The sequence below is a fragment of the Bacillus sp. ISL-75 genome (assembly GCF_018613095.1).
The window spans coordinates 274,776-297,882 of record NZ_JAGGQX010000009.1 but is presented as its reverse complement, the minus strand read 5'-3'; the positions used below and the strand labels follow the sequence as shown (position 1 = coordinate 297,882).

Sequence of the window (23,107 nt, the reverse complement as noted above, 5' to 3'; positions counted from 1 at the left end):
TAGTTAAAGGCCCACTGTTTAAAGTATATTTTTATTCTACAATAAAATGGTTAGGGGTTTCCACTTTATTTGTGGTATAATGTTTTAGTTATAAATGAGAAACTATAAATAGTTTTATTTTTAAAATATAGGTAGGAGTGGAATTGTTTGAAATTAAGAGATGATATACGTAATATTGCAATTATTGCCCACGTTGACCACGGTAAAACAACTTTGGTTGACCAATTGTTAAAACAGTCAGGTACATTTCGTACTAATGAACATGTAGAAGAACGTGCAATGGATTCCAATGATTTAGAAAGAGAACGCGGAATTACCATTTTGGCGAAAAACACAGCAATTCAATACAAAGATAAACGAATCAATATATTGGATACTCCGGGACACGCTGATTTTGGCGGAGAAGTTGAACGGATTATGAAAATGGTTGATGGTGTATTGTTAGTAGTTGATGCCTATGAAGGCTGTATGCCACAAACTCGTTTTGTTCTTAAAAAGGCATTAGAGCAGAAGTTAACTCCTATTGTTGTTGTCAATAAAATTGACCGTGACTTTGCACGACCTGCAGAGGTAATTGATGAAGTGATCGATTTGTTTATCGAACTTGAAGCAACTGAGGATCAACTTGAATTCCCAGTTATCTACGCTTCAGCGATTAATGGTACAGCAAGTACAAACCCTGAAAAGCAAGATGAAAATATGCAATCCTTATATGATGCGATTGTTGAATATATCCCTGCCCCTGTTGATAATCATGAAGAGCCGTTGCAATTCCAAGTTGCCCTTCTTGATTATAATGATTATGTTGGCAGAATTGGAATCGGTCGTGTTTTCCGCGGCACGATGAACGTGGGTCAACAAGTAGCACTGATGAAGTTAGACGGTTCAGTTAAGCAATTCCGCGTCACCAAGATTTTCGGTTTCTTTGGATTAAAGCGCCAAGAAATAGAAGAAGCCAAAGCCGGCGACTTAATTGCTGTTTCAGGAATGGAAGATATAAATGTGGGTGAGACAGTTTGTCCTGTTGAACATCAGGAAGCACTGCCAATTTTAAGAATCGATGAGCCAACATTACAAATGACTTTCGTCGTAAACAACAGTCCATTTGCCGGTAGAGAAGGGAAGTATTTAACTTCAAGAAAGATTGAAGAAAGACTTCGTTCTCAATTGCAAACTGACGTAAGTTTACGTGTTGATAACACTGATTCACCTGATGCTTGGATTGTTTCTGGCCGTGGTGAGCTTCATTTATCAATTCTTATTGAAAACATGCGCCGGGAAGGTTATGAACTTCAAGTTTCAAAACCGGAAGTTATTGTCAAAGTTATTGACGGTGTACGCTGTGAGCCAGTTGAAAGAGTTCAAATAGATGTCCCAGAAGAACATACTGGTTCAGTAATGGAATCTATTGGTGCCCGTAAAGGCGAAATGATTGACATGATTAACAATGGTTCAGGTCAAGTACGCTTAATCTTTAATGTACCTGCACGTGGATTAATTGGTTACACAACCGAGTTCTTAACAATGACTCGTGGTTATGGAATTATTAATCATACCTTTGACAGCTATCAGCCAATGTTACCAGGTCAAGTCGGCGGAAGACACCAAGGTGTTCTAGTGTCAATGGAATCAGGAAAAGCTTCGACTTATGGTATCATGCAAGTTGAAGACCGCGGAACCATTTTCGTTGAGCCTGGTACGGAAATTTACGAGGGTATGATCGTTGGCGAAAACACTCGTGAAAATGATATCACCGTAAATATTACAAAAATGAAACAAGCGACAAATGTTCGTTCAGCTAACAAAGATCAAACATCTGTAATTAAAAAACCGCGTATTATGACATTAGAAGAGTCATTAGAATATTTAAATGATGACGAATATTGTGAGGTTACTCCAGAATCGATTCGTCTTCGTAAAAAAATTCTTGATAAAAACGAACGTGAAAGAGCAGCTAAAAAGAAAAAATATGCTGAACAGAGTTAAGTAAAAGGAGTGCAAGAAGATGGAAGGATTCTCTCCTAGTCTTAGATTTTTCATTGAACTAACAGATGTAAAAACTGCTGTGTGGTTACAGTATTTATATATTGTAATTTTAGCGGCAATTGTATATAAGTTAGGCTTTGCAAAAAAATTGCCTCTTTTGAAAAACATCGTGATTTATATTTGCCTTTTAATTGGATGCTTTGTTATGCTGATTTTCTCTTATGCGTTGCCGATTGCGGAAGGACTTGCAGGTGCGGCGGTGTTATTGATCATCTATAAAATACGCTTACATCAAACGAAAAAGGATCAGGCTGAAGCGAAATAACGGGGGTTTAATTAAATGAAATCCGTACAGGATACACTATATAATTGGCTTACTATTAAGGTTGTATGCGACGCAAGGCCTGATGACACAGCAGCACGAGATACACTAAACCTTTTTGAAGAAATGATAGCTGATCTTCACCTCTCAGACATTGAGGTAACAAAAGATGATGTCATGTATTATGTTTCCTATCAGCAAGGAGAAGAAACTAAAAAAACTCGTTATCCTCAGGAATTAATTGAGGTTATGCTAAACCAAATCAATCAAGAGCCAGAAAAGTACGAGAATTACCCAATCGAAGATTAAAAAAAACCATCATGTTCATTCCACTTTGGAATGAGCATGATGGTTTTTTCTTGTCCAGCTCCTTGGCACGCTTTCGCTTTTCGTTTTACCAATCATCTTCTTCAGATTTCGCACGATATAATCGGAAATTGCCTGTTTCAAATCTGGCATTTGTTTTTTCAGTTATTCTTGTCTTACATTGTTTACACATATATGTATGGATGGGACGATTACGTAGACGCTTGGCCTCAAACGATTCATCTTCAATCGCTTCAATTTTATCGCAAATTACGCATTTAACTCTCATTAAGACACCTCTTTAACTATTTCTAATAACCAACTGTTGCCTCTAGTATATCATGGTAGAAAGTTTGAATGTAATCAATTGGTTTAATTTGATGAAAGCATGGGATAGTAGTAATATGAGAATATCTGTTTTTTAACAGGGTGAAGGAATAAGTAAAAGGGGATGTTTTAATGGCAAACCAAGTGGAACCAAAGCTAATCAAGCCTTTATATGATGAACTGCAAAAGGAACGATTCGTGACAGTGGCAACCGTAGATCATGAAACAGGGGGTCCAAATATTAGTTCTATTTCTTGGGTATTAGCAAAAGATGAAAGTACCATTTATTTTGCAGTGGATAATCGTTCCAGAATTCTTGAGAATTTAATTAATAACAATCAAGTCGTTATTAATATAATTGCTAATGAATCTACATACGCAATTCATGGGACAGCCCAAATAATAGAAGAGAGACTTAAAGATGTACCATTAAAGCTGGCTTTGATACAAGTAGCGATAACAGCAGTAAGGGATGTTATGTTTTATGGATCTAAAATAGTCTCTGAAGTTAAATATGATAAAACATATGATAAAAACGCTGCCCAAAAGTTAGACAATCAAGTTATGGAAGCAATAAGAAAAGCTTAGGAATCCCTAAGCTTTTCTTATTGTTACTTATAATCATTAGATTGGTCTTCTTGTTCTTTTTCTAGTTTCTTTTTGTCGTTAGAATTTAGCTTTTTATCTGGTTTTTCAGTGGCATTCTTAGGGCTTGGAGTTATTAAATCTCCAGGTATCTCAGGCATTAATCGACCAGCTACATCTGCTAGTTCCTCCATAATGCCCTGAATAGGCCTACCTTTATTTATATCTACTTGTATTTCTTTTAAACGTTGTGTGGTATCAGCATCAGCAACCACCACTGCTTTTGCTCCGTAAGGATCCTTTTTCAAGCTTTCTGCTACAGAATATTTTATGGATCCAACTTGGGAACGATCAATTTTCGCATTTACATCAATTCCGACAATCGCGTATCTTCCTAATACCACTGCAGTTGCATCGTTAACATTTGGGATACTTGTCGCCAGCTTAACTAAACGTTTGGAGATTTCCTGCCCCGTTTTTTGGTCAACACTTTCAATGTAACTGTTTTTTACCTTAACATATGATGCGTTCTCATTGTTTGTTAGTTCCTTTTTTGTACTGCAGCCGGCTAGGATCAGACATAACGCAGTAATAATTAAGGTTTTCTTCATTTATTATCCACCTCCGCATTGCTTATAAAAAATTTGAAATTAAGCCTATTCATTCGATTAATTGATTGTTCTCACTAACATTTATTGTGCGGAACTCCTTCTATCTTTATTCCAATAAACATATATTTTACCAAAGTCCAATCTAGCAAAAGGGTTGTTCTGCAATTTAACAAATCTAACAACAAGTAAAGCAGGAGGCGTTGCTTTGAGCAAAATATACGTGTTAGATACAAATGTCTTATTACAAGACCCGTATTCCCTCTTCTCCTTTGAAGATAATGAAGTTGTTATTCCTGCAGTGGTTCTTGAAGAAGTGGACTCAAAGAAAAGGTACATGGATGAAGTCGGGAGAAATGCAAGGCATGTATCAAGGTTGATTGATGGACTTAGGGCATCAGGAAAGCTTCATGAAAAAATCCCGCTTGAGAGCGGGGGGACAATTAGAATTGAATTAAATCACCGTAGCTTTCATGAATTACAGGATATTTTTATTGAAAAAACAAATGATAATCGCATTCTTGCAGTGGCAAAGAATTTATACTTAGAGGAACAAACCAAGGAAAATGGGAAGCCGGTTATTCTAGTAAGTAAGGATACTCTCGTCAGGGTAAAAGCGGATGCCATTGGTTTAGATGCCGAAGATTTTTTAAGTGACCGTGTTGTAGACATAGATCATATATACACTGGTTTCTTTGAAGTATTGCTACCAATTGAATTATTAGGACGCTTTTATGAGAAAGGGGAGTTAAATCTCTCTGAACTGGCAAACCACCCATTTTATCCAAATCAATTTCTCGTTATGAAGGACGCCCTTGGCAGTTCAGCATCAGCCATTGGGATGGTCGACAAAACGAGTACGAAGGTAAAGAAATTAGCACTGAATCAAGACCATGTTTGGGGGATTCACTCAAGGAATGTGCAGCAGACTATGGCAATCGAATTATTACTTCGTAAGGATATTCATTTAGTCACATTAACGGGGAAGGCTGGTACAGGAAAAACTCTGCTAGCACTTGCTGCGGGATTAATGCAAACGGAAGATTTCAGGGAATATAAAAAACTATTAGTGGCTAGGCCAATTGTACCGGTTGGAAAAGACTTAGGGTTTTTACCGGGAGAAAAACAAGAGAAATTAAGACCATGGATGCAGCCAATCTTTGATAATCTAGAATATCTTTTCAATACCAAAAAGCCTGGTGAACTTGATGCCATCTTAGCGGGAATGGGTTCGATTGAAGTAGAGGCGTTAACGTATATTCGCGGCAGAAGTTTACCGAAGCAGTTTATCATCATTGATGAAGCACAAAACTTAACGAAGCATGAAGTAAAGACCATCCTTACCCGTGTCGGAGAAGGCAGTAAAATTGTTTTAATGGGTGACCCTGAACAAATTGATCATCCATATCTTGATGCCTATAACAACGGATTAACCTATGTTGTCGAAAAGTTCAAGGACCAAGTAATTTCCGGTCATGTTAAATTATTAAAAGGGGAAAGGTCGGGATTGGCACTTTTGGCAGCTGATTTGCTTTAAATACCCCAAAAAAGTAAAGCGGGCGCCCAAGGCACCCGTCTTATTTTATGATAAAGCTCTTTACATTTTTAATCGGACTTTGTTGATTTGAACCATCGCCTAAATAGACATGAACGGGACCATCTAACGTAAGTGGTTTACCTTTATTGGAGAAACCCAATATAAAATCATAGGCGCTTTCAAGTGGATACTCGTATTCACCCTCTGTACTCTGAATTACAAAAGTGTGAGCATCACTAGCAGGCTCCGAATTTAATAAAAAAGGTTTCAATGGAATACCAAATGTACCAGTTAACACCTTTTCCTTTTCAAATTTCTTTTCTGATTTCAATGTGGGAGGATAAATTGCCCCCTCCATAATTTCACGGTCCCAATGCTTAGAAACAGCTTTAGTATATTCATCTAATGAATTGGTACTCTCTAATTTTGTTGAAAAAAAGGTCGTTAAATCAACTCGTCGGTCGTCGAAAATCCACACACCTGGATCAAGCGTGATCGAATATTTCACTTTTCCAGATATGATAATGATATTTTCCATTTTTCATTCCCCCTAAACCTTTGCATAATTAGTATAACTTTTTTTGGGCAAAATGTCATAACAGTAAAAGCAGGTTCCTTAAGAAGATACAATCTTTCTGAATAGCTGCCGTTTTAAACAAACTCCTTTGTGCAATCCACTTCATAGTTCTTGCAATTTTCCTTTGTAAACGGTAAAATTTATAGATAAGTTGAATTATCGCTCTGAAATGGGGGGATCAATGTTGGCGTCTGAAATGATCGTGAATCACCAGGAAAAAGCATATGCCTTACTACAGGCTGACGCTGAAAAAATATTAAAGCTAATCAAAGTGCAAATGGACAATCTCACGATGCCTCAATGCCCTCTTTATGAAGAGGTATTGGATACACAAATGTTTGGTTTATCAAGAGAAATAGATTTTGCTGTTCGGTTAGGCTTAATAGATAGTAAAGACGGTAAGGCAATTCTAGATACATTAGAAAGAGAATTATCAGCGCTTCACGATTCATCGTTAAGGAAATAGTAGCAAAGAACTCAAACAATCCATGTTAATTGTTTGGGTTTTTTATTATTTCAAGAAAACAAAAACGGGCTCAATTTATTTTCTTATTTCAGAATATTCTTTATTAAATTGTTGTAACAAATTAACTTTTCCTCAAGTAAAATTGTTTATTATCTATTATAATAGAGTGATATAAATCAATATTGAAAATGAGGACTTTTTAAATGCTGAAAAAAATATTGAAATCATATGATTATTCATTAATTATTGCCACCATCCTTTTGTGTTTATTTGGACTTGTTATGATCTATAGCTCAAGCATGGCTTCCGCAGTTCAAAGGTATGGTTATTCACCAGATTATTTTTACCAAAAACAAAAAGTATGGCTGATGATTTTTACTGTGATCTTCCTTATCGCAGCAATTATTCCATATAAGATCATGATGTTCAAAAAAGTTCTGGTATTGATTGTGCTATCATCTATTTTATCTCTATTAGGATTATTTGTATTTGGGGTAGAAAAAAATAATGCGCAAAGCTGGTACTCCATTGGCACTTTCTTATTTCAACCATCGGAGTTTGTCAAGCTTGCAGCCATCATTTATTTAGCAGCCGTTTATGCGAAAAAGCAAGCCTATATCAATCAATTCAACAAAGGTGTCCTCCCGCCTTTAGTATATCTTTTTTTCATATGTGCACTTATCATTTTTCAACCTGACTTCGGTACAGCATCTATTATCATAGCCATAGCTTGTATGATTGTTTTATGCTCTGGGATGAATTTTAAAAGTATCGGTAAATTACTTATTTTGGCGCTTATTGTCCTTCTGCCGCTTATTTTAGTTTCCTGGGGAAAGTTTTTTTCTGACGAACAACTAAGTCGTTTTGCTGTATTAGATAATCCATTTACTGAAAAATATGTAAATAATGAAGGTTTTCACTTGGCAAACTCCTATATCGCCATCGGTTCTGGCGGAATAAATGGGTTGGGTCTCGGGAAAAGTATTCAAAAGCTTGGTTATCTGCCGGAATCACATACGGATTTCATTATGGCCGTAATTGCGGAAGAATTAGGGATTTGGGGTGTAGGATTCGTTATTATTCTCCTTTTTTATATTGTATTAAGGGGAATTTACATTGGCTTACAATGTAAGGACCCTTTTGGTAGTCTGCTTGCTATTGGTATTTCGAGCATGATTGGGATTCAATCCTTCATCAATCTAGCAGGAGTTTCTGGGCTAATTCCACTGACTGGTGTACCGCTGCCATTTGTTAGTTACGGAGGATCATCACTCTTGATGCTTGCGGGAGCGACAGGAATACTTGTAAATGTTTCTATGTTCACTAAATATGAAAAAAAATATAAAAATAAACAGGATCAAGTCAATAATAGGAATCAATCAAAAGATGGCAAGGTTTTCTATATTTAATCAAAACGCGAAGGACAATATTTGCTTCTTCGCGTTTTTAAAAATACATAGAATATGAGGTGCTTTAAATGACAAGACAGATAAATAAAGTGTTGGTTGCCAATAGGGGAGAAATAGCGATAAGGGTTTTTCGCGCGTGTACTGAACTGAATATTCGAACAGTTGCCATTTATTCGAAAGAGGATTCTGGGGCCTATCATCGTTATAAGGCGGATGAGGCTTATTTGGTTGGGGAAGGAAAAAAACCAATTGATGCCTATTTAGACATTGATGGCATCATTGCTATAGCCAAAAAAAGCGGTGCAAATGCCATACATCCAGGTTATGGGTTTATGTCAGAAAATATTCATTTTGCCAAGCGTTGTGAAGAAGAAGGGATTATTTTTATCGGTCCGTCCATTACACAACTTGATATGTTTGGAGATAAGGTAAAAGCAAGGCATCAAGCAGAGCTAGCTGGAATACCAGTGATTCCTGGTAGTCCTGGTCCCGTAACAGAGGTCAGTGATGTTGAAGACTTTGTGGAAGTACACAAGTTACCCATAATCATAAAGGCCTCTCTTGGCGGAGGCGGGCGCGGGATGAGAATTGTTAAACGCATAGAGGAAATCCGTGAATCATTTGAACGAGCAAAGTCGGAAGCGAAAGCCGCTTTTGGGAATGATGAAGTTTATCTTGAAAAATTAATTGAAAGTCCTAAACATATCGAAGTGCAAATCATTGGTGATCGGCATGGGAATATTGTTCATCTTTTTGACCGTGATTGTTCTGTTCAAAGACGCCATCAAAAGGTAGTGGAGGTTGCTCCAAGTGTGTCTATTTCTGATGAGTTGCGAGAAAGGATTTGTGCGGCGGCCGTAAAATTGATGAAAAATGTTGATTACCTAAATGCAGGTACGGTAGAGTTTCTGGTTTCAGGAAATGACTTTTATTTTATAGAAGTAAATCCACGTGTACAAGTGGAACATACTGTAACAGAGATGATAACAGGAGTCGACATCGTGCAGACGCAAATTTTGGTATCAGAAGGGCACGAATTACATGGTCCAATAATTGGTATACCACCGCAAGAAAAAATTCAAATGAATGGATTTGCTATACAGTCAAGGGTAACAACAGAAGACCCGCTTAATAATTTTATGCCTGATACCGGTAAAATTATGGCCTATCGCTCAGGGGGCGGCTTTGGGGTGCGTCTTGATGCTGGAAATGGCTTTCAAGGAGCTGTTATTACACCGTATTATGACTCTTTATTAGTAAAGCTTTCTACATGGGCGTTAACCTTTGAACAAGCTGCATCAAAAATGGTTCGAAATTTACAGGAATTCAGGATTAGAGGGATCAAAACAAATATCCCGTTCTTAGAGAATGTTGTGAAGCATGAGAAGTTTAGGAATGGCGAATATGATACTTCATTCATTGATACAACACCGGAACTGTTCATTTTCCCATTCCGAAAGGACCGCGGAACTAAAATGCTGTCATACATCGGCACGGTCACTGTTAACGGGTTTCCAGGTATTGAAAAGAAGAAAAGACCAGTATTTCCGAAGCCAAGAATTCCTAATTTACCCTATGATTTACCGTATCAAGAGGGGACGAAGCAAATTCTTGACAAGTATGGTGCCAATGGACTTGTGGAATGGGTCAAGAATCAAAAGCAGGTCTTATTAACGGATACAACATTTCGGGATGCTCATCAGTCACTATTAGCAACCCGTATGCGGACGACTGATATTCTTCATATAGCTGAGCCCTCTGCAAAACTTTTACCTGATTTATTCTCTTTTGAAATGTGGGGCGGAGCAACTTTTGATGTTGCCTACAGGTTCTTAAAAGAAGATCCTTGGGACAGATTGGTAACTCTACGCAGGAAAATTCCAAATGTACTGTTCCAAATGTTAATACGTGGGGCAAATGCGGTGGGATATAAAAATTATCCTGATAATTTGATTCGTGAATTTGTTGACCAATCTGCTTCAGCTGGAATTGATGTTTTTCGAATTTTCGACAGCTTAAACTGGGTAAAAGGTATGGAAGTTGCAATTGATGCGGTGCGTCAAAGCGGTAAAATTGCCGAGGCTTCGATATGTTATACAGGGGACATTTTAGATGAGACAAGGACGAAATACAACCTTCACTATTATAAAAGCTTGGCCAAAGAGCTGGAACAACAAGGTGCCCACATCCTTGGAATTAAGGATATGGCAGGCTTATTGAAGCCTGAAGCAGCGTACAGACTGGTTTCTGAGTTAAAGGAAACCGTCGATATTCCTATACATCTCCATACGCATGACACAAGTGGAAATGGTCTCTATACCTATGCTCGTGCAATTGATGGTGGAGTGGATATTGTTGATACAGCATTGGGTACAATGGCAGCCTTAACTTCTCAGCCTAGTGCTAATTCGTTATTTTATGCACTTGAAGGGAATCCTCGGAAACCAAAAGTAAATATCCAAGCACTAGAAAAATTGTCGTATTATTGGGAGGATGTCCGTAAGTATTATCAGGATTTTGAAAGCGGAATGATTTCCCCCCATACTGAAGTATATCAACATGAAATGCCGGGTGGGCAATATAGCAATCTCCAGCAACAGGCAAGAGCAGTAAGCCTTGGTGAGCGTTGGGATGAAGTTAAAGAAATGTATTCACGAGTTAATAATATGTTCGGTGATATTGTAAAAGTGACGCCTTCATCAAAGGTCGTAGGTGATATGGCTCTATTTATGGTTCAAAATGATTTAAGTGAGGAAGATGTGCTTTTAAAGGGACATATGTTAGATTTCCCTGATTCTGTCGTTGAATTATTTGAAGGATTTCTTGGCAGGCCATATGGAGGTTTTCCAGCGGAACTTCAAAAAATTATTTTAAAAGGTAAAAAACCACTCGAAGTTCGTCCAGGTGAATTGCTTGAACCGGTTGATTTTGAAAAATTGAAGGAAAAATTGTATAAAGAACTTGGCAGACAGGTTACGGCTTTTGAGATCATTTCGTATGCTTTATATCCAAAGGTATTTATGGAGTACATTAAAACGGATGAACAGTATGGGAATATATCAGTACTAGACACTCCTACGTTCCTTTATGGAATGCGATTGGGTGAAGAAATAGAGGTAGAAATAGAAACGGGAAAAACATTAATTGTTAAACTTGTCTCTATGGGTCATCCTCAAGCCGATGGCACGAGGGTCGTTTATTTTGAGTTAAATGGTCAACCGCGTGAAGTCTTCATTAAAGATGAGAATATAAAATCTACGGTGGTATCTAAGCTGAAGGCGGACCCAAAAAACGAAAATCACCTGGCTGCCTCGATGCCGGGAACTGTGGTCAAAGTTGTCGTTGAAAAAGGGGAAAAGGTTGAACGTGGCGATCATTTAATGATTACCGAAGCGATGAAAATGGAAACTACCGTTCAAGCACCTTTTTCAGGCGTTGTAAAGGATATCTATGTCACAAGTGGTGAGGCAATATTAACCGGTGATCTTTTAATTGAATTAACAAAATCATAATAAAAAAAATTGCCAGGGAGTGGGTATCCCTGGCAACTTTTTTATAGATTATTTTTTTTAGATCTAGAATATAACAAAAGGAAATAACTTAGGACGCCAAATAAACAAGTAATAAAAAAGGCGTGCAGAAGGGCGATATACAGATTTAGGCTGCTAAAAATAATCAAAGCTCCTGCAATCACTTGTAATGAAACTAGGATGAATGAAATAATCCAGCCCCAATAAAGAACTTTTTGGTTTTTGTAATGGCGAACAGTCAAATAAAGAATATAAGTAATCCAGATAAAGATTAATCCAGCAGCGGCTCTGTGTCCCATTTGCACCCATTCATACATATTGGAAGGCAAGGAAGGAGCGTCATTTAAACATAGCGGCCAGTCTCGACAAACCAGACTTGACTTAGTGTGACGTACGAGTGCGCCAGTATAAATGACAAGATAACTATAAATGGAAACACCGACAATATGAAACCCCATTCTCTTATCGATATATAGTTTTTCTGCATCAAATCTCTTATCAATTTCAAATATTAGAAGTGTTAACAATAACACAGCAGAAAAGGATATAAGTGAAATACCAAAATGTAATGCGAGTACAAAACCAGATTGTCCCCATTTTACTGCAGCAGCCCCAATTAATGCTTGTAAAAGCAAAAAGAAAAAGGAAAGGAAGGAAAGAAATTTCGTTTCTCTAATATGTCCTACCGCCTTCCATGACCAAACAGAAAGAACGAGAACCATCATTCCTACTACTCCAGAAACAAGTCTGTGGGCAAGTTCAATAACTAATTCTGGAGTAATTTCCAACGGAAGAAATTTACCGTTACAAAGCGGCCAAGATCTCCCGCATCCCATTCCAGAACCAGTCTTTGTGACTAGTGCTCCGCCAATTAAGATAAATATCATTCCGATGGTAGTAGCAACAGCCAACCATTTCAAAGATCGTCGCAAAAAATTCACCTCTTAAAAAAGTTCAATAATTTGTCATTGGATAAACCTGACAGTATAATAGATTGGAAAGTAATTCGATAATTAAATTCCCTATTAATCATAACGAATAAAGTCGAAAAAGAACAGAAATTAAGTATAGATTTTAAGTTAACTTAAATCAATAAAAACAGATGCGGAATAATAAAAAGTTTACACTATTATTATAGTGAAAACCGTAGAAACTTAGCTGAAGGCTTGTTAGAAATATATTAGTGGTAGTTTAATTAGAATTATTCCTTTTTAGGTGTAAGAAGAATTAATTTTAAACTCTTCATGCAGACACTAGGATTTTTTATAAATTCAGGGGATAATTTGTATAAATGGAACTATAAATCCATAAAAAACCTAAGATAGTAACGATAAAATGAACTTTGTCACAATTTAGTCTAAAATTATTCAAAAAAAGTTCACAAAATATCTAAAAGTGTGATTTAATATACAGAGAAAGTGTTTTAATTATCACTATCTTTTTAAGTTGATTGTCGAAAAAAATTAATATAACTTTTCTATCATCGTTCCTTTTTTTTACAAATGAGGGCATATATAAATTAAGTATCACTTATCACTTACTTAAATGATGAATATTTGTTATTTAGGTTTAGGAGGAGAAACCAGATGTCGAACTCTAAGGCCTTCGGAGAAGCTGCTATTGATAATGGCGCTGCGAGCTTGCAAGCCAATATAAAAACCTCTGCATGGAAAGACTTTATGGCTCTTATCAAAATTGGAATTGTAAATTCTAACCTTATTACTACCTTTACGGGGTTATGGCTTGCGCTTCACTTTTCAGGACAAAGCTTTCTAAACAATTTAGATATCGTGTTTTTTACAGTAGCTGGATCTTCACTGATTATTGCAGGCTCATGTGCAATCAATAATTATGTTGATCGTGACATTGACCATTTAATGGAAAGAACAAAAGAAAGACCTACAGTAACCGGGAAAGTAGTTCCGATAAAAGTTCTCGTATTAGGTATTTTACTTATTGGACTGGGAACACTGTCTTTATTCTTTACTACGATGACTGCAACAGTAATTGGACTGCTTGGAGTTTTTAGCTATGTTTTCCTGTACACATTATGGTCAAAGCGGCAATTGGTGTCCAACACTATTATTGGGAGCATATCAGGAGCAGTACCACCACTAATCGGATGGGCAGCAGTAGATGCTAATCTCGATATCATGGCATGGTCATTGTTTGTGCTAATGTTTGTTTGGCAGCCTCCGCATTTTTATGCGCTAGCGATGAGACGGGTTAAAGAATATAAAGCAGCTGGAATCCCAATGTTACCTGTAGTGAAGGGTTTTAAAACTACAAAAATTCACATCATCCTTTGGGTTGCTGCACTTCAGCCCATCCCATTTTTTCTTACCAAATTAGGAATCCCATTTCTAATACTTGCTATCGTACTAAATATCGGGTGGCTTGCATTAGGGATTTATGGATATAGAATCAAAGATGACATAAAGTGGGCAAAACTAATGTTTGTTTACTCTTTGCAATATTTAACTATTATTTTTGTAGCAATGGTTATAGTTACATTAATTTAGTTTTGCAGATGATTGTTTCTTGTTTAAAGGGAAGCAATTGTACTACATAATTCTTTGATCAACATAATGCTTTAAATAATTTTATTAGTGAAAGAGGGGTTTGATTAAGCTATGAAAAGGCTAGCAAAGTGGCGTTTAATATCGTTATTTACGATTTTAGCGCTTGTTCTCTCCGGATGTGGCGAACCGTACCTTTCCACGTTAAAGCCTGCCGGTGAAGTTGCGAAAACGCAATATGATTTAATGAAGTTAAGTACTTTAATCATGGTTGGGGTTATTATTATTGTTGCGATCATTTTCGTTTTGATCTTGGTCCGTTTTAGAAGAAGGGATGACAGAATACCAAAACAAGTAGAAGGAAGTCACAAATTAGAAATTATTTGGACTGTTGTGCCGATTCTTTTACTTTTAATTCTTGCTGTTCCGACTGTGGCCGCAACATTTAAACTTGCAGATGTATCTCCAATGGATAAGAAAAATACAAAGGCACTTGTAATTAATGTTCGGTCACACTTATATTGGTGGGACTTTGAATATCCAGGCAAGAAGATTGTTACAAGCCAGGAACTTGTTGTTCCTACAAATGAAAAGGTATATTTTAACTTGAAGTCATCTGATGTGAAACACTCATTTTGGATTCCAGCAGTAGGTGGAAAGTTAGATACAAATACGGAGAATATTAATAAATTCTGGCTAGAGTTTGACGATAAAAAAGCAAACGAAGCAGGAAATCTTTTCTATGGAAAATGTGCAGAACTTTGTGGTCCATCCCATGCTTTAATGGATTTTAAAGTAAAAGCTATTAGCCGGGACAAATTTGACGCTTGGGTAACTTCGATGCAGAATGTTAAAGAACCACAAAAAGCCCAGACAGCTTCTGCGGCACAAGGACAAGAACTATTTAATAAAAGCTGTATTGGCTGTCATGCTGTAACACCATCAAACAAAATGCCTGAAACAGCACGTTTAGCACCAAACTTATCAAACTTTGGTGAACGATCTCGTGTAGCCGGTGTTTTGGATCATAATAAAGAAGAGTTAAAAAATTGGATTCGTAATCCAGAAACATACAAACCAGGTAACATGATGACAGGAAAATACCCGGAAATGTCTGAAAAACAGCTAGATGCTTTAGCAGACTATTTAATGGGCTTAAAGGCCCAGCAATAAATGGGGAATTGGTTGAAAGGGAGGTAAAATTGTGAGTACCTATGCTCAAAAAAAGGGATTTGGCGCAACTTTATGGGACTTTTTAACAACTGTTGACCATAAAAAAATTGCCATCCTATATCTCATTGCAGGTGGATTTTTCTTCTTAGTGGGCGGACTTGAAGCAGTATTTATCCGTATCCAACTTGCAGTGCCTAATAATGATTTTGTGAGTGCCGGATTATTTAATGAAATTATAACAATGCACGGAACAACAATGATTTTCTTAGCTGCGATGCCGCTGGTTTTCGCTTTTATGAATGCAGTAATGCCATTACAGATTGGAGCACGCGATGTAGCGTTTCCATTTGTTAATGCATTAGGATTTTGGTTGTTCTTTTTTGGAGGAATATTCCTAAACCTCTCTTGGTTCTTAGGAGGAGCACCTGATGCAGGATGGACATCTTACGCGTCACTTGCACTTCATTCACAAGGACATGGTGTAGACTTTTATATCTTAGGTTTACAGATATCTGGTATTGGAACCTTGATTGGTGGTATTAACTTCCTAGTCACTATCATTAACATGCGTGCACCAGGTATGACCTATATGAGGATGCCGTTGTTTACTTGGACAACTTTTGTCACTTCAGCACTCATTTTGTTTGCATTTCCTCCATTAACAGTTGGTTTAGTTTTAATGATGTTTGACCGTTTGTTTGGAGCGAATTTCTTTGATGCTACTATGGGTGGAAATACAATTATTTGGGAACATCTTTTCTGGATTTTCGGTCACCCAGAAGTATATATTTTAATACTTCCAGCTTTCGGGATTTTCTCAGAGATTTTTCCAATTTTCTCAAGAAAGCGTTTATTTGGATACTCTTCCATGGTATTTGCAACTGTATTAATCGGTTTCTTAGGCTTCATGGTATGGGCTCACCATATGTTTACAACAGGTTTAGGTCCTGTTGCAAATGCCATTTTCGCAGTTGCTACAATGGCGATTGGTGTACCGACCGGAATTAAAATTTTTAACTGGCTTTTAACAATGTGGGGAGGAAGTGTAAAATTTACCACTCCTATGCATTGGGCAATGGCGTTTATTCCATCATTTCTTGCTGGTGGGGTAACAGGGGTAATGCTTGCCTCCGCAGCAGCCGACTATCAATATCATGATACTTATTTCGTTGTTGCCCACTTCCATTACGTAATTGTGGGTGGTGTGGTATTTGCAGTCTTTGCAGGTACACATCTATATTGGCCAAAAATGTTTGGTACCATGTTAAATGAAACACTTGGAAAAATTACTTTCTGGTTGTTCTTTATCGGGTTCCATTTAACATTCTTTATCCAACATTTCTTAGGTTTATGGGGAATGCCGCGACGCGTTTTCACATACCTTCCTGGTCAAGGATTTGAAACTGCTAACATGGTTAGTTCTATAGGTGCTGCGTTTATGGGATTAGGTGTTATCGTAATGTTATTTAACATCATTATAACTTCTGTGAAAAATGTTAAAGTTGGTAATGATCCATGGGGAGACGGAAGAACACTTGAATGGGCAATCCCTTCTCCACCACCGTTTTATAACTTTAAGCAGCTTCCACTTGTACGTGGTTTAGATGCTTACTGGTTAGAAAAAATGGATGGTAAAAAAGGAATGACTCCGGCAGAGCCACTTGGTGATATTCATATGCCAAATTCGTCGTTTTTACCGTTTATGATGGCTCTAGGATTATTCATTGCGGCATTTGGTGCAATGTACCATGTAAATGATAAGGCTTGGGCATTACCAGTAATGATCATCGGATTATTAGTAACTTTTGGATCTATGTTCTTACGTTCGGTGAAAGACGATCATGGATTTCATATTCACAAAGAAGACTTAATTGATGAGGATGATAAGGGGGTTAAGGCATAATGCACGCTGATGAAAAATTTACTTATGAAACATGGCCTGCTGCGCCGGAAAAATCAACCCTTGAATCCAAAAATAAATTCTTAGGTTTTTGGTTCTTCTTAGGGGGGGAGACAGTTCTTTTTGCCTCTCTCTTTGCCACTTACCTTGCATTGAAGGATAAAGTTCCTGATTCAAGTCATCATTTAGCAAAGGATTTATTTGAATTACCGTTAACATTTGTCGCGACAATGCTCCTTTTAACGAGTTCATTAACAAGTGTTTACGCAATGTACCACATGAAGAACTTTGCCTTCAAAAAAATGATGGTCTGGCTCGGTCTTACTGCGCTATTAGGTGCAGGTTTCTTAGGACTTGAGGTTTACGAGTTTTCCCATTATGTTCATGAAGGACATACATTTACAAGCAGTGCTTTCGGTTCTGCCTTCTACGCACTAGTTGGTTTTCATGGAGGCCACGTTGCATTTGGTTTACTTTGGTGTTTAACATTAATGTTTAGAAATTCCAAACGAGGCTTAGACCTTTACAACGCTCCAAAATTCTATGTATTTAGTTTATACTGGCATTTTATCGATGTTGTTTGGGTATTTATCTTTACAGTAGTATATTTAATGGGAATGGTGGGATAAACTGATGGCTAATCAACAATTAAATTCAGGTAACCCAAGAGTAGACATTGAATATCGTCGCAAGAAAAATGCAGAAGAGATGAGATATCAATTGGTTTCTTTTGCCTTGATGATTTTCTTAACTCTCATTGCTTTTGCGGCTGTTGCAATTAAAGGATTTAGTGCGTGGTTTACAGTTCCATTTATTATCCTTTTAGCTGTCGTTCAAGTTATTTTCCAACTATATTATTTCATGCATATGAGCCATAAAGGACATGAAGCACCATCGCTCTTTTTATACTCTGGTGTGATGGTTGGAGCAATAACTATTCTTACGTTTTCAACTATTATTTGGTGGTAATATGTTCAAAAAAGAAAATCGGCTTATGGCCGATTTTCTTTTTTAGACCTATCTAAGGGTTGTTTCCATTTTCTTTGCGTATCGTTTTGGCCAAGGGTATAATATAGTCAATAATACTTTTAAATAATAATGAGGTGATTTGGGTGCTTACATTAGATATATTCGGTTTTAAAGCACTTTGGAGCCCGTATTTTTTACTAATCTTGATAGTCATAACTGTAGGGTATTTTGTCCTTACAACAAAATGCAGAAGCTTTTTTCCAGATGGTGAGCCATTAACGAAAACACAAGGAGCTTTGTTTTTATTATCAATGATCCTGCTTTATGCCATTAAAGGATCTCCTGTTGATTTATTAGCACACCTTATGTTTTGGGTCCATATGATTCAAATGGCTGCTTTAGTTTTAGTCGTACCGCCTCTATTTATCATGGCTGTACCTGACTGGTTTTGGAGAAAAATTTTCAGTGTTTCCGTTATTGATTCGCTTTTTAAGCTTTTCTCAAAACCACTTATTGCTTTAATTGCATTTAACGGCTTTTTTTCTTTTTATCATGTACCCATCATTTTTGATCACATCATGCAAAATGCTTGGCTGCATGCTGGCTATTCAATCTTATTGTTTGCCGTCGCAATCTTTATGTGGTGGCCATTGCTTAATCAGATGCCTGAACATCAGACATTAAATGGACTTAAGAAGGTTGGTTATATTTTTGCGGATGGGATTCTGTTAACACCAGCTTGTGCCTTAATTATTTTTGCAGATACACCTATGTATGCAACCTATTCTGATCCCCATGTTTGGGGACAAGTGATGAGCCTATGTGTTGGATCAGCTAACTTCGATAGCTTAAATTTGAGTGGTCCACAACTTTTTAGTTCGATGTCATTACTACATGATCAGCAGCTTGGTGGAGTTTTGATGAAAATTATTCAAGAAATTATATATGGTGTCATTCTTGGTCATGTTTTCTTCGAATGGTACCGTAAAGATCAATCAGACTCCGAAAAAGAAATGAAGCAACCATTAAATCCGTTGCTCATTAAATAATCTCCCATACTCCTGGGAGATTTTTTTACTGATAAGCCTTAATTTCTTGGGTATCGTTTGAAAAGTAAGGATCGTTGAACTACTATTATTGTAGAATAAAAGAAAAGAGAGGACGCCTAAATGAATTCCTTACCGATTTTACCTACTATTAGTACCTCATTTATTGTTTTAAGTGCTATAACTGTTGCTATTGGATGGTGGCAAATTAAGCAAAGACATATTGAGGCCCACAAAAAGACAATGTTTTTGGCTGCTATTTTTGCGGTAATCTTTTTTATTATCTATGCTACTAGAACCCTCTTTATTGGAAATACTTCGTTTGGAGGGCCAGATAGTATTAAAATTTATTATACAATATTTTTAATCTTCCATATTACACTTGCGACGACTGGTGCTGGATTCGGCATTGTCTCGATCCTGACAGGTTACAAGAACAAACTTTCTATCCATCGAAAGCTGGGCCCGATAACTAGTTTCATTTGGTTTTTTACTGCGATCACGGGTATAGCTGTATATTTATTGCTTTATGTATTTTATCGAGGCGGCGAGACAACATCAATGCTAAAAGCAATTCTTGGACTGTAAAAAAATTAATTGCTTCTAAATAATAAAAAGACGCATGAGACCATGCGTCTTTTTATCGACTATAATGCAAACTTACTTACTTCTGCTTTTACTTCATCGAGAATTTTTTTACATTGATTCACAAGTGAAGTTGGGAAGCTTTCGCCTTCACCATATTCTACACCATGCGGGTAATAATGTTTGCCTAAAAGCGGTGTCATTAATTGAATAGTTGCTTTATCAGCGCCAATATCGCCCTCAACCGCATGACCCCGTACACGCAAGTAAAATACCCCTTCTTTTAATTCAAACTTGCGGTCGTATGTAACTCGTTCGTAGTCCCATTGTCCTTCGCGAACTAAACCGTGATCTAACATTACTTCATCTAAACGGTTTAAGTCAGCCTTTAACTTTTCAATTTCAGTATTCTCGAATTTCATAATGAATCCCTCCTAAAAACAATACCATTGCCCCTATGTTTCCTATTTAAGTAGGAAAGCAATAATAATTCAATTTAATAATAGTTGAAAATGTTTCAACTTGCAATGAATACCTTCAGCGAATAAAACAATATTGGTAGGATACCCTAAAATAATGGTAAGAGGAATTAAATTAACCTAGGGGGCAGTAAAATGGAAAAAATCCGAGATATAATGACTGAAGAGGTAGAATGCTGTACGTTACTGGATAATGTTTATGAAGTCGCCTTAAAGATGAAGCAATTAAATGTTGGGGCTATACCAATTATTGACCAGGAAAAGGTAGTCGGAATGATTACAGACCGAGATATTGTTGTTCGAGGTGTTGCTGAAAAACATCCTGGTTCAACAAAAGTAGAAGATATCATGAGTAATGACCTTATTACTGTTACTCCTGATTCTTCCAGTAAAGATGCAGCAAAATTAATGGCAAACCATCAAATCCGACGATTACCTGTGGTAGAGGAAGGTAAGTTAATAGGAATTGTTTCCCTTGGTGATTTCGCGATTCGCGAATTGACTGACGACCAAGCAAAAGAGGCATTAACGGAAATATCTGAGCAAAATTATAATGGAGTACAACATTAAAAATTATTATATAAAAAAATAGTTTTACCTTTAGAAAACAGGTACTCATCGTGCCTGTTTTCTTTTCATCAGTTCATTTGTCTGACATTTTTGATTATGACTATTACTATTCAAGATATTGATGATATAATAATTTTATCTATACATATAATGATACATGAAAGTAATAGAGAGGGTGAATGCCTCTGCGTACACTGACTAGAATTCTTATTCTTTCAGCAGTTTTCTTAACTATCGGTTTTTATGTGAGTATAAACGAAAATAACGATAGTAATATTTTAATTAAAGAAGATCGTACTTCAGAAATGAAACAACCTATTTCACAAAATCCTGATAATAAGCCAAGTAAAAAAATAGTCTCGGAAAAACCAAAAGAAGGTTTGGCTTTATTAATTGGGAAAAATGAAGGTGAATTAGAAAAAATACTTGGTTCACCAGCTCGGATTGATGAGTCAATGTATGGTTATCAGTGGTATATTTATAATCAAGACGATAAAAAGTATGTCCAAGTGGGTGTTGAAAATAAACGTGTAGTTACGATTTTCGCGATAGGCCAAAATCTTGATGTAGCACCTTTTGAAATAGGAGAGCCGGTTGAGGAAATCTTTAATACGCATTATATTGATACAAATATTAAGATTGACTTTAATGGTAATTCGTATCATTTTGAATTGAATGATGCTGATTTAAATCTTCGGCCAATGGTGCAATTGGGTGATGTCTTTGTCCAGCTCTACATAGATAAATTTACTGGCAATCTTTCTAGTGTTAGGTTCCTTAATGCAGAAACACTAATTAAACAAAGGCCATATGAACTTGTTTATAGTGGATATTTAATCAAAGCACCTGAACCTAGCGAGGAAAGGCGGCGTGCCATAGAAGAAGATACGGAACAAGAGATATTTGACCTAACGAATGTCTTACGAGTAAGACATAAATTAAAGGAATTAAAGTGGGATGAGAATACGGCAGAGGCCGCGTTTGAGCATAGTAAGGATATGTCAGTAAACAACGACTTTTCACATACTTCCAAGAAATTTGGAGATCTTAGCAAACGATTAAAAACGGCCCATGTGGTTTACCAGGCTGCAGGCGAGAATATTGCGGCAAATTATACAGATGGACCAGCTGTTGTCGAGGGTTGGCTAAATAGTAAAGGACACCGTGAGTCACTGTTAAACAAGGAATACTCTCATCTTGGTGTAGGAGTGTTCCAAAAGTACTATACCCAAAACTTTATATCAAAAACAGAACAATGAAAAAGGTGACGATTAGGTCACCTTTTTTCAATCTTATATTGATTAAATATAAATCTGTTTTGCTCCCATTTCCCGAATAATCGGATCACTTCCCCCACATTAAAAGACTCTGGATTGAAATTGTTAGTAATGGGGGTGATCTTTTGGGCGGTGAATAGTTTTGTTTCTGTTTGTAGTTTTAAGGACTGAACATAAATGTAGCGATGATAATAAAACTGTTGCTTCTCTTCGATAATACTTTTAATTTCACCTGTTATGATTGCTTCTTGCTGTACTTGGCCAGTATCAAGCCACTTTGTATCGTGCTCCTTCATCTCTTTTTTTGTAAGCCAAAAAAAGTAAAAGCAAATAATTGGGATCACGATGGCGGTGACCATTATTGATCACACCTCTGCTTATTATTTTTTTATAATAAAGAATGTACCTGTTGCATAGGCGATTTTTTTTCCGTCACTCCGATATGCTTCACCTGAGATGACCATTGTTTTGCTGCCGCTATGAACAATTTCCGCTTTACTGTAGAGTGTTTCTCCGATACCTGGTGCTATGTAATGGATATTCAATTGATTTGTTACGGCTCCATAACCATCTGGTAGAAGATAATTAGCCAGACTCCCCATTGCTGTATCAAGTACCGTCGCAGTAATCCCGCCATGGACAATATCTAGGTGGTTATTAAGAGTTGGGTCTAGAGGAATCGTAATTTCGCAGGTTTTCTCGTTTAGTTTTCTATCCATTTGTAGAATCCCGTCAATATATGTACTTCGCTTTTGTTTAATTTTTACTTGGAATCCCGATAAAAGGTAGGCAAGAGAATTTAAATCAGCCTCTGAACCAGTTTCAATACATGTTTCTAATAATCGACGTAATTCATCTTTCATTATACTTACCTCTTTCATTTCTTTGTCTTTTGACATCTTACCATTTACAAGGCAAATATTAAATATTTTAATC

The 23,107-nt window shown here is 36.8% G+C and carries 24 protein-coding genes; 17 read left to right on the top strand and 7 right to left on the bottom strand.

The window, feature by feature from the left end; translation table 11 throughout:
* Positions 1-147: 147 nt before the first annotated feature.
* Genes typA through J7E63_RS03795 form a run of 3 tightly spaced genes read left to right on the top strand, consistent with a single transcriptional unit; the run spans position 148 to position 2,617 of the window.
* Positions 148-1,986 carry a translational GTPase TypA gene (typA, locus tag J7E63_RS03805; protein ID WP_168242666.1) on the top strand — a complete coding sequence of 613 codons (1,839 nt, stop codon included), beginning with the start codon at positions 148-150 and terminating at the stop codon, positions 1,984-1,986.
* Positions 1,987-2,005: 19 nt separating this feature from the next.
* Entirely contained in the window at positions 2,006-2,311 is a 306-nt protein-coding gene (locus J7E63_RS03800; RefSeq protein ID WP_168242667.1) for a YlaH-like family protein, read from the top strand.
* A 15-nt stretch (positions 2,312-2,326) separates the two neighbouring features.
* The gene (locus J7E63_RS03795; RefSeq protein WP_215010322.1) at positions 2,327-2,617 is read left to right on the top strand and encodes a hypothetical protein; all 291 of its coding nucleotides are present in this window, start codon (positions 2,327-2,329) and stop codon (positions 2,615-2,617) included.
* Between the two features lie 85 nt (positions 2,618-2,702).
* Here J7E63_RS03795 and J7E63_RS03790 read toward each other — a convergent pair whose 3' ends face one another.
* Positions 2,703-2,903 carry a YlaI family protein gene (locus J7E63_RS03790; RefSeq protein ID WP_214715915.1) on the bottom strand — a complete coding sequence of 67 codons (201 nt, stop codon included), beginning with the start codon at positions 2,901-2,903 and terminating at the stop codon, positions 2,703-2,705.
* Positions 2,904-3,073: 170 nt separating this feature from the next.
* On the opposite strand from J7E63_RS03790, the gene J7E63_RS03785 reads away from it, so the two are divergent.
* Entirely contained in the window at positions 3,074-3,529 is a 456-nt protein-coding gene (locus J7E63_RS03785) for a pyridoxamine 5'-phosphate oxidase family protein (protein ID WP_215010321.1), read from the top strand.
* 23 nt (positions 3,530-3,552) lie between these two features.
* Here the strand turns inward: J7E63_RS03785 and J7E63_RS03780 are convergent, their stop codons facing one another.
* Positions 3,553-4,137, bottom strand: coding sequence for a YhcN/YlaJ family sporulation lipoprotein (locus J7E63_RS03780; protein ID WP_215010320.1), 585 nt, complete (start codon positions 4,135-4,137; stop codon positions 3,553-3,555).
* A 205-nt stretch (positions 4,138-4,342) separates the two neighbouring features.
* On the opposite strand from J7E63_RS03780, the gene J7E63_RS03775 reads away from it, so the two are divergent.
* A complete protein-coding gene (locus J7E63_RS03775; RefSeq protein ID WP_215010319.1) occupies positions 4,343-5,671 on the top strand; it encodes a PhoH family protein in 1,329 nt (442 codons plus the stop codon).
* Between the two features lie 40 nt (positions 5,672-5,711).
* On the opposite strand, the gene J7E63_RS03770 is transcribed toward J7E63_RS03775, so the two are convergent.
* On the bottom strand, positions 5,712-6,209 hold the full coding sequence (locus J7E63_RS03770; RefSeq protein WP_215010318.1) for a peptidyl-prolyl cis-trans isomerase: 498 nt from the start codon (positions 6,207-6,209) through the stop codon (positions 5,712-5,714).
* Positions 6,210-6,432: 223 nt separating this feature from the next.
* Between J7E63_RS03770 and J7E63_RS03765 the strand changes: the two genes are divergently transcribed.
* The 3 genes from J7E63_RS03765 (at position 6,433) to pyc (ending at position 11,635) form a co-directional block, all read left to right on the top strand.
* Entirely contained in the window at positions 6,433-6,714 is a 282-nt protein-coding gene (locus J7E63_RS03765; RefSeq protein ID WP_088090352.1) for an Fpa/YlaN family protein, read from the top strand.
* Positions 6,715-6,917: 203 nt separating this feature from the next.
* Positions 6,918-8,123: an FtsW/RodA/SpoVE family cell cycle protein gene (locus J7E63_RS03760; RefSeq protein WP_215010317.1), complete on the top strand. Its 1,206-nt coding sequence runs from the start codon at positions 6,918-6,920 to the stop codon at positions 8,121-8,123.
* A 68-nt stretch (positions 8,124-8,191) separates the two neighbouring features.
* Complete coding sequence (pyc, locus tag J7E63_RS03755) at positions 8,192-11,635, top strand: pyruvate carboxylase (RefSeq protein ID WP_215010316.1); 3,444 nt, start codon at positions 8,192-8,194, stop codon at positions 11,633-11,635.
* Between the two features lie 41 nt (positions 11,636-11,676).
* Here pyc and J7E63_RS03750 read toward each other — a convergent pair whose 3' ends face one another.
* Entirely contained in the window at positions 11,677-12,585 is a 909-nt protein-coding gene (locus J7E63_RS03750; protein ID WP_215010315.1) for a COX15/CtaA family protein, read from the bottom strand.
* Positions 12,586-13,239: 654 nt separating this feature from the next.
* On the opposite strand from J7E63_RS03750, the gene cyoE reads away from it, so the two are divergent.
* The 7 genes from cyoE to J7E63_RS03715 all read left to right on the top strand — a co-directional run bounded on the left by cyoE (position 13,240) and on the right by J7E63_RS03715 (position 19,848).
* Positions 13,240-14,175 carry a heme o synthase gene (cyoE, locus tag J7E63_RS03745; protein WP_088086265.1) on the top strand — a complete coding sequence of 312 codons (936 nt, stop codon included), beginning with the start codon at positions 13,240-13,242 and terminating at the stop codon, positions 14,173-14,175.
* Between the two features lie 111 nt (positions 14,176-14,286).
* Positions 14,287-15,345: a cytochrome c oxidase subunit II gene (gene coxB, locus J7E63_RS03740; protein WP_215010314.1), complete on the top strand. Its 1,059-nt coding sequence runs from the start codon at positions 14,287-14,289 to the stop codon at positions 15,343-15,345.
* A gap of 31 nt (positions 15,346-15,376) precedes the next feature.
* Complete coding sequence (ctaD, locus tag J7E63_RS03735; protein WP_374193696.1) at positions 15,377-17,248, top strand: cytochrome c oxidase subunit I; 1,872 nt, start codon at positions 15,377-15,379, stop codon at positions 17,246-17,248.
* Positions 17,248-17,874: a cytochrome (ubi)quinol oxidase subunit III gene (locus J7E63_RS03730; RefSeq protein ID WP_088086268.1), complete on the top strand. Its 627-nt coding sequence runs from the start codon at positions 17,248-17,250 to the stop codon at positions 17,872-17,874. Before ctaD ends, J7E63_RS03730 begins: the two co-directional genes overlap by 1 nt.
* A gap of 4 nt (positions 17,875-17,878) precedes the next feature.
* Positions 17,879-18,214: a cytochrome c oxidase subunit IVB gene (gene ctaF / locus J7E63_RS03725; RefSeq protein ID WP_168242678.1), complete on the top strand. Its 336-nt coding sequence runs from the start codon at positions 17,879-17,881 to the stop codon at positions 18,212-18,214.
* 143 nt (positions 18,215-18,357) lie between these two features.
* Complete coding sequence (gene ctaG / locus J7E63_RS03720) at positions 18,358-19,263, top strand: cytochrome c oxidase assembly factor CtaG (protein WP_215010313.1); 906 nt, start codon at positions 18,358-18,360, stop codon at positions 19,261-19,263.
* Between the two features lie 120 nt (positions 19,264-19,383).
* Complete coding sequence (locus J7E63_RS03715) at positions 19,384-19,848, top strand: DUF420 domain-containing protein (protein ID WP_215010312.1); 465 nt, start codon at positions 19,384-19,386, stop codon at positions 19,846-19,848.
* 59 nt (positions 19,849-19,907) lie between these two features.
* Here J7E63_RS03715 and J7E63_RS03710 read toward each other — a convergent pair whose 3' ends face one another.
* A complete protein-coding gene (locus J7E63_RS03710) occupies positions 19,908-20,267 on the bottom strand; it encodes a YugN family protein (RefSeq protein ID WP_214732325.1) in 360 nt (119 codons plus the stop codon).
* 192 nt (positions 20,268-20,459) lie between these two features.
* Between J7E63_RS03710 and J7E63_RS03705 the strand changes: the two genes are divergently transcribed.
* Both J7E63_RS03705 and J7E63_RS03700 read left to right on the top strand, forming a co-directional pair.
* A complete protein-coding gene (locus J7E63_RS03705; RefSeq protein WP_215010311.1) occupies positions 20,460-20,894 on the top strand; it encodes a CBS domain-containing protein in 435 nt (144 codons plus the stop codon).
* Positions 20,895-21,073: 179 nt separating this feature from the next.
* Positions 21,074-22,153: a CAP domain-containing protein gene (locus tag J7E63_RS03700; RefSeq protein ID WP_215010310.1), complete on the top strand. Its 1,080-nt coding sequence runs from the start codon at positions 21,074-21,076 to the stop codon at positions 22,151-22,153.
* Positions 22,154-22,170: 17 nt separating this feature from the next.
* Here J7E63_RS03700 and J7E63_RS03695 read toward each other — a convergent pair whose 3' ends face one another.
* A complete protein-coding gene (locus J7E63_RS03695; protein ID WP_215010309.1) occupies positions 22,171-22,530 on the bottom strand; it encodes a hypothetical protein in 360 nt (119 codons plus the stop codon).
* Between the two features lie 21 nt (positions 22,531-22,551).
* A complete protein-coding gene (locus J7E63_RS03690; protein WP_215010308.1) occupies positions 22,552-23,034 on the bottom strand; it encodes a PaaI family thioesterase in 483 nt (160 codons plus the stop codon).
* Positions 23,035-23,107 lie beyond the last annotated feature (73 nt).

Bases quoted from the DNA above. Each gene is read 5' to 3' on its own strand.
- J7E63_RS03770 (WP_215010318.1), bottom strand. From the start codon at position 6,209: ATGGAAAATATCATTATCATATCTGGAAAAGTGAAATATTCGATCACG.
- cyoE (WP_088086265.1), top strand. From the start codon at position 13,240: ATGTCGAACTCTAAGGCCTTCGGAGAAGCTGCTATTGATAATGGCGCT.
- J7E63_RS03795 (WP_215010322.1), top strand. From the start codon at position 2,327: ATGAAATCCGTACAGGATACACTATATAATTGGCTTACTATTAAGGTT.
- J7E63_RS03800 (WP_168242667.1), top strand. From the start codon at position 2,006: ATGGAAGGATTCTCTCCTAGTCTTAGATTTTTCATTGAACTAACAGAT.
- J7E63_RS03785 (WP_215010321.1), top strand. From the start codon at position 3,074: ATGGCAAACCAAGTGGAACCAAAGCTAATCAAGCCTTTATATGATGAA.
- J7E63_RS03695 (WP_215010309.1), bottom strand. From the start codon at position 22,530: ATGGTCACCGCCATCGTGATCCCAATTATTTGCTTTTACTTTTTTTGG.
- J7E63_RS03760 (WP_215010317.1), top strand. From the start codon at position 6,918: ATGCTGAAAAAAATATTGAAATCATATGATTATTCATTAATTATTGCC.
- ctaF (WP_168242678.1), top strand. From the start codon at position 17,879: ATGGCTAATCAACAATTAAATTCAGGTAACCCAAGAGTAGACATTGAA.
- J7E63_RS03780 (WP_215010320.1), bottom strand. From the start codon at position 4,137: ATGAAGAAAACCTTAATTATTACTGCGTTATGTCTGATCCTAGCCGGC.
- J7E63_RS03715 (WP_215010312.1), top strand. From the start codon at position 19,384: ATGAATTCCTTACCGATTTTACCTACTATTAGTACCTCATTTATTGTT.
- J7E63_RS03700 (WP_215010310.1), top strand. From the start codon at position 21,074: ATGCCTCTGCGTACACTGACTAGAATTCTTATTCTTTCAGCAGTTTTC.
- J7E63_RS03690 (WP_215010308.1), bottom strand. From the start codon at position 23,034: ATGAAAGATGAATTACGTCGATTATTAGAAACATGTATTGAAACTGGT.
- J7E63_RS03705 (WP_215010311.1), top strand. From the start codon at position 20,460: ATGGAAAAAATCCGAGATATAATGACTGAAGAGGTAGAATGCTGTACG.
- coxB (WP_215010314.1), top strand. From the start codon at position 14,287: ATGAAAAGGCTAGCAAAGTGGCGTTTAATATCGTTATTTACGATTTTA.
- J7E63_RS03790 (WP_214715915.1), bottom strand. From the start codon at position 2,903: ATGAGAGTTAAATGCGTAATTTGCGATAAAATTGAAGCGATTGAAGAT.
- J7E63_RS03710 (WP_214732325.1), bottom strand. From the start codon at position 20,267: ATGAAATTCGAGAATACTGAAATTGAAAAGTTAAAGGCTGACTTAAAC.
- J7E63_RS03730 (WP_088086268.1), top strand. From the start codon at position 17,248: ATGCACGCTGATGAAAAATTTACTTATGAAACATGGCCTGCTGCGCCG.
- pyc (WP_215010316.1), top strand. From the start codon at position 8,192: ATGACAAGACAGATAAATAAAGTGTTGGTTGCCAATAGGGGAGAAATA.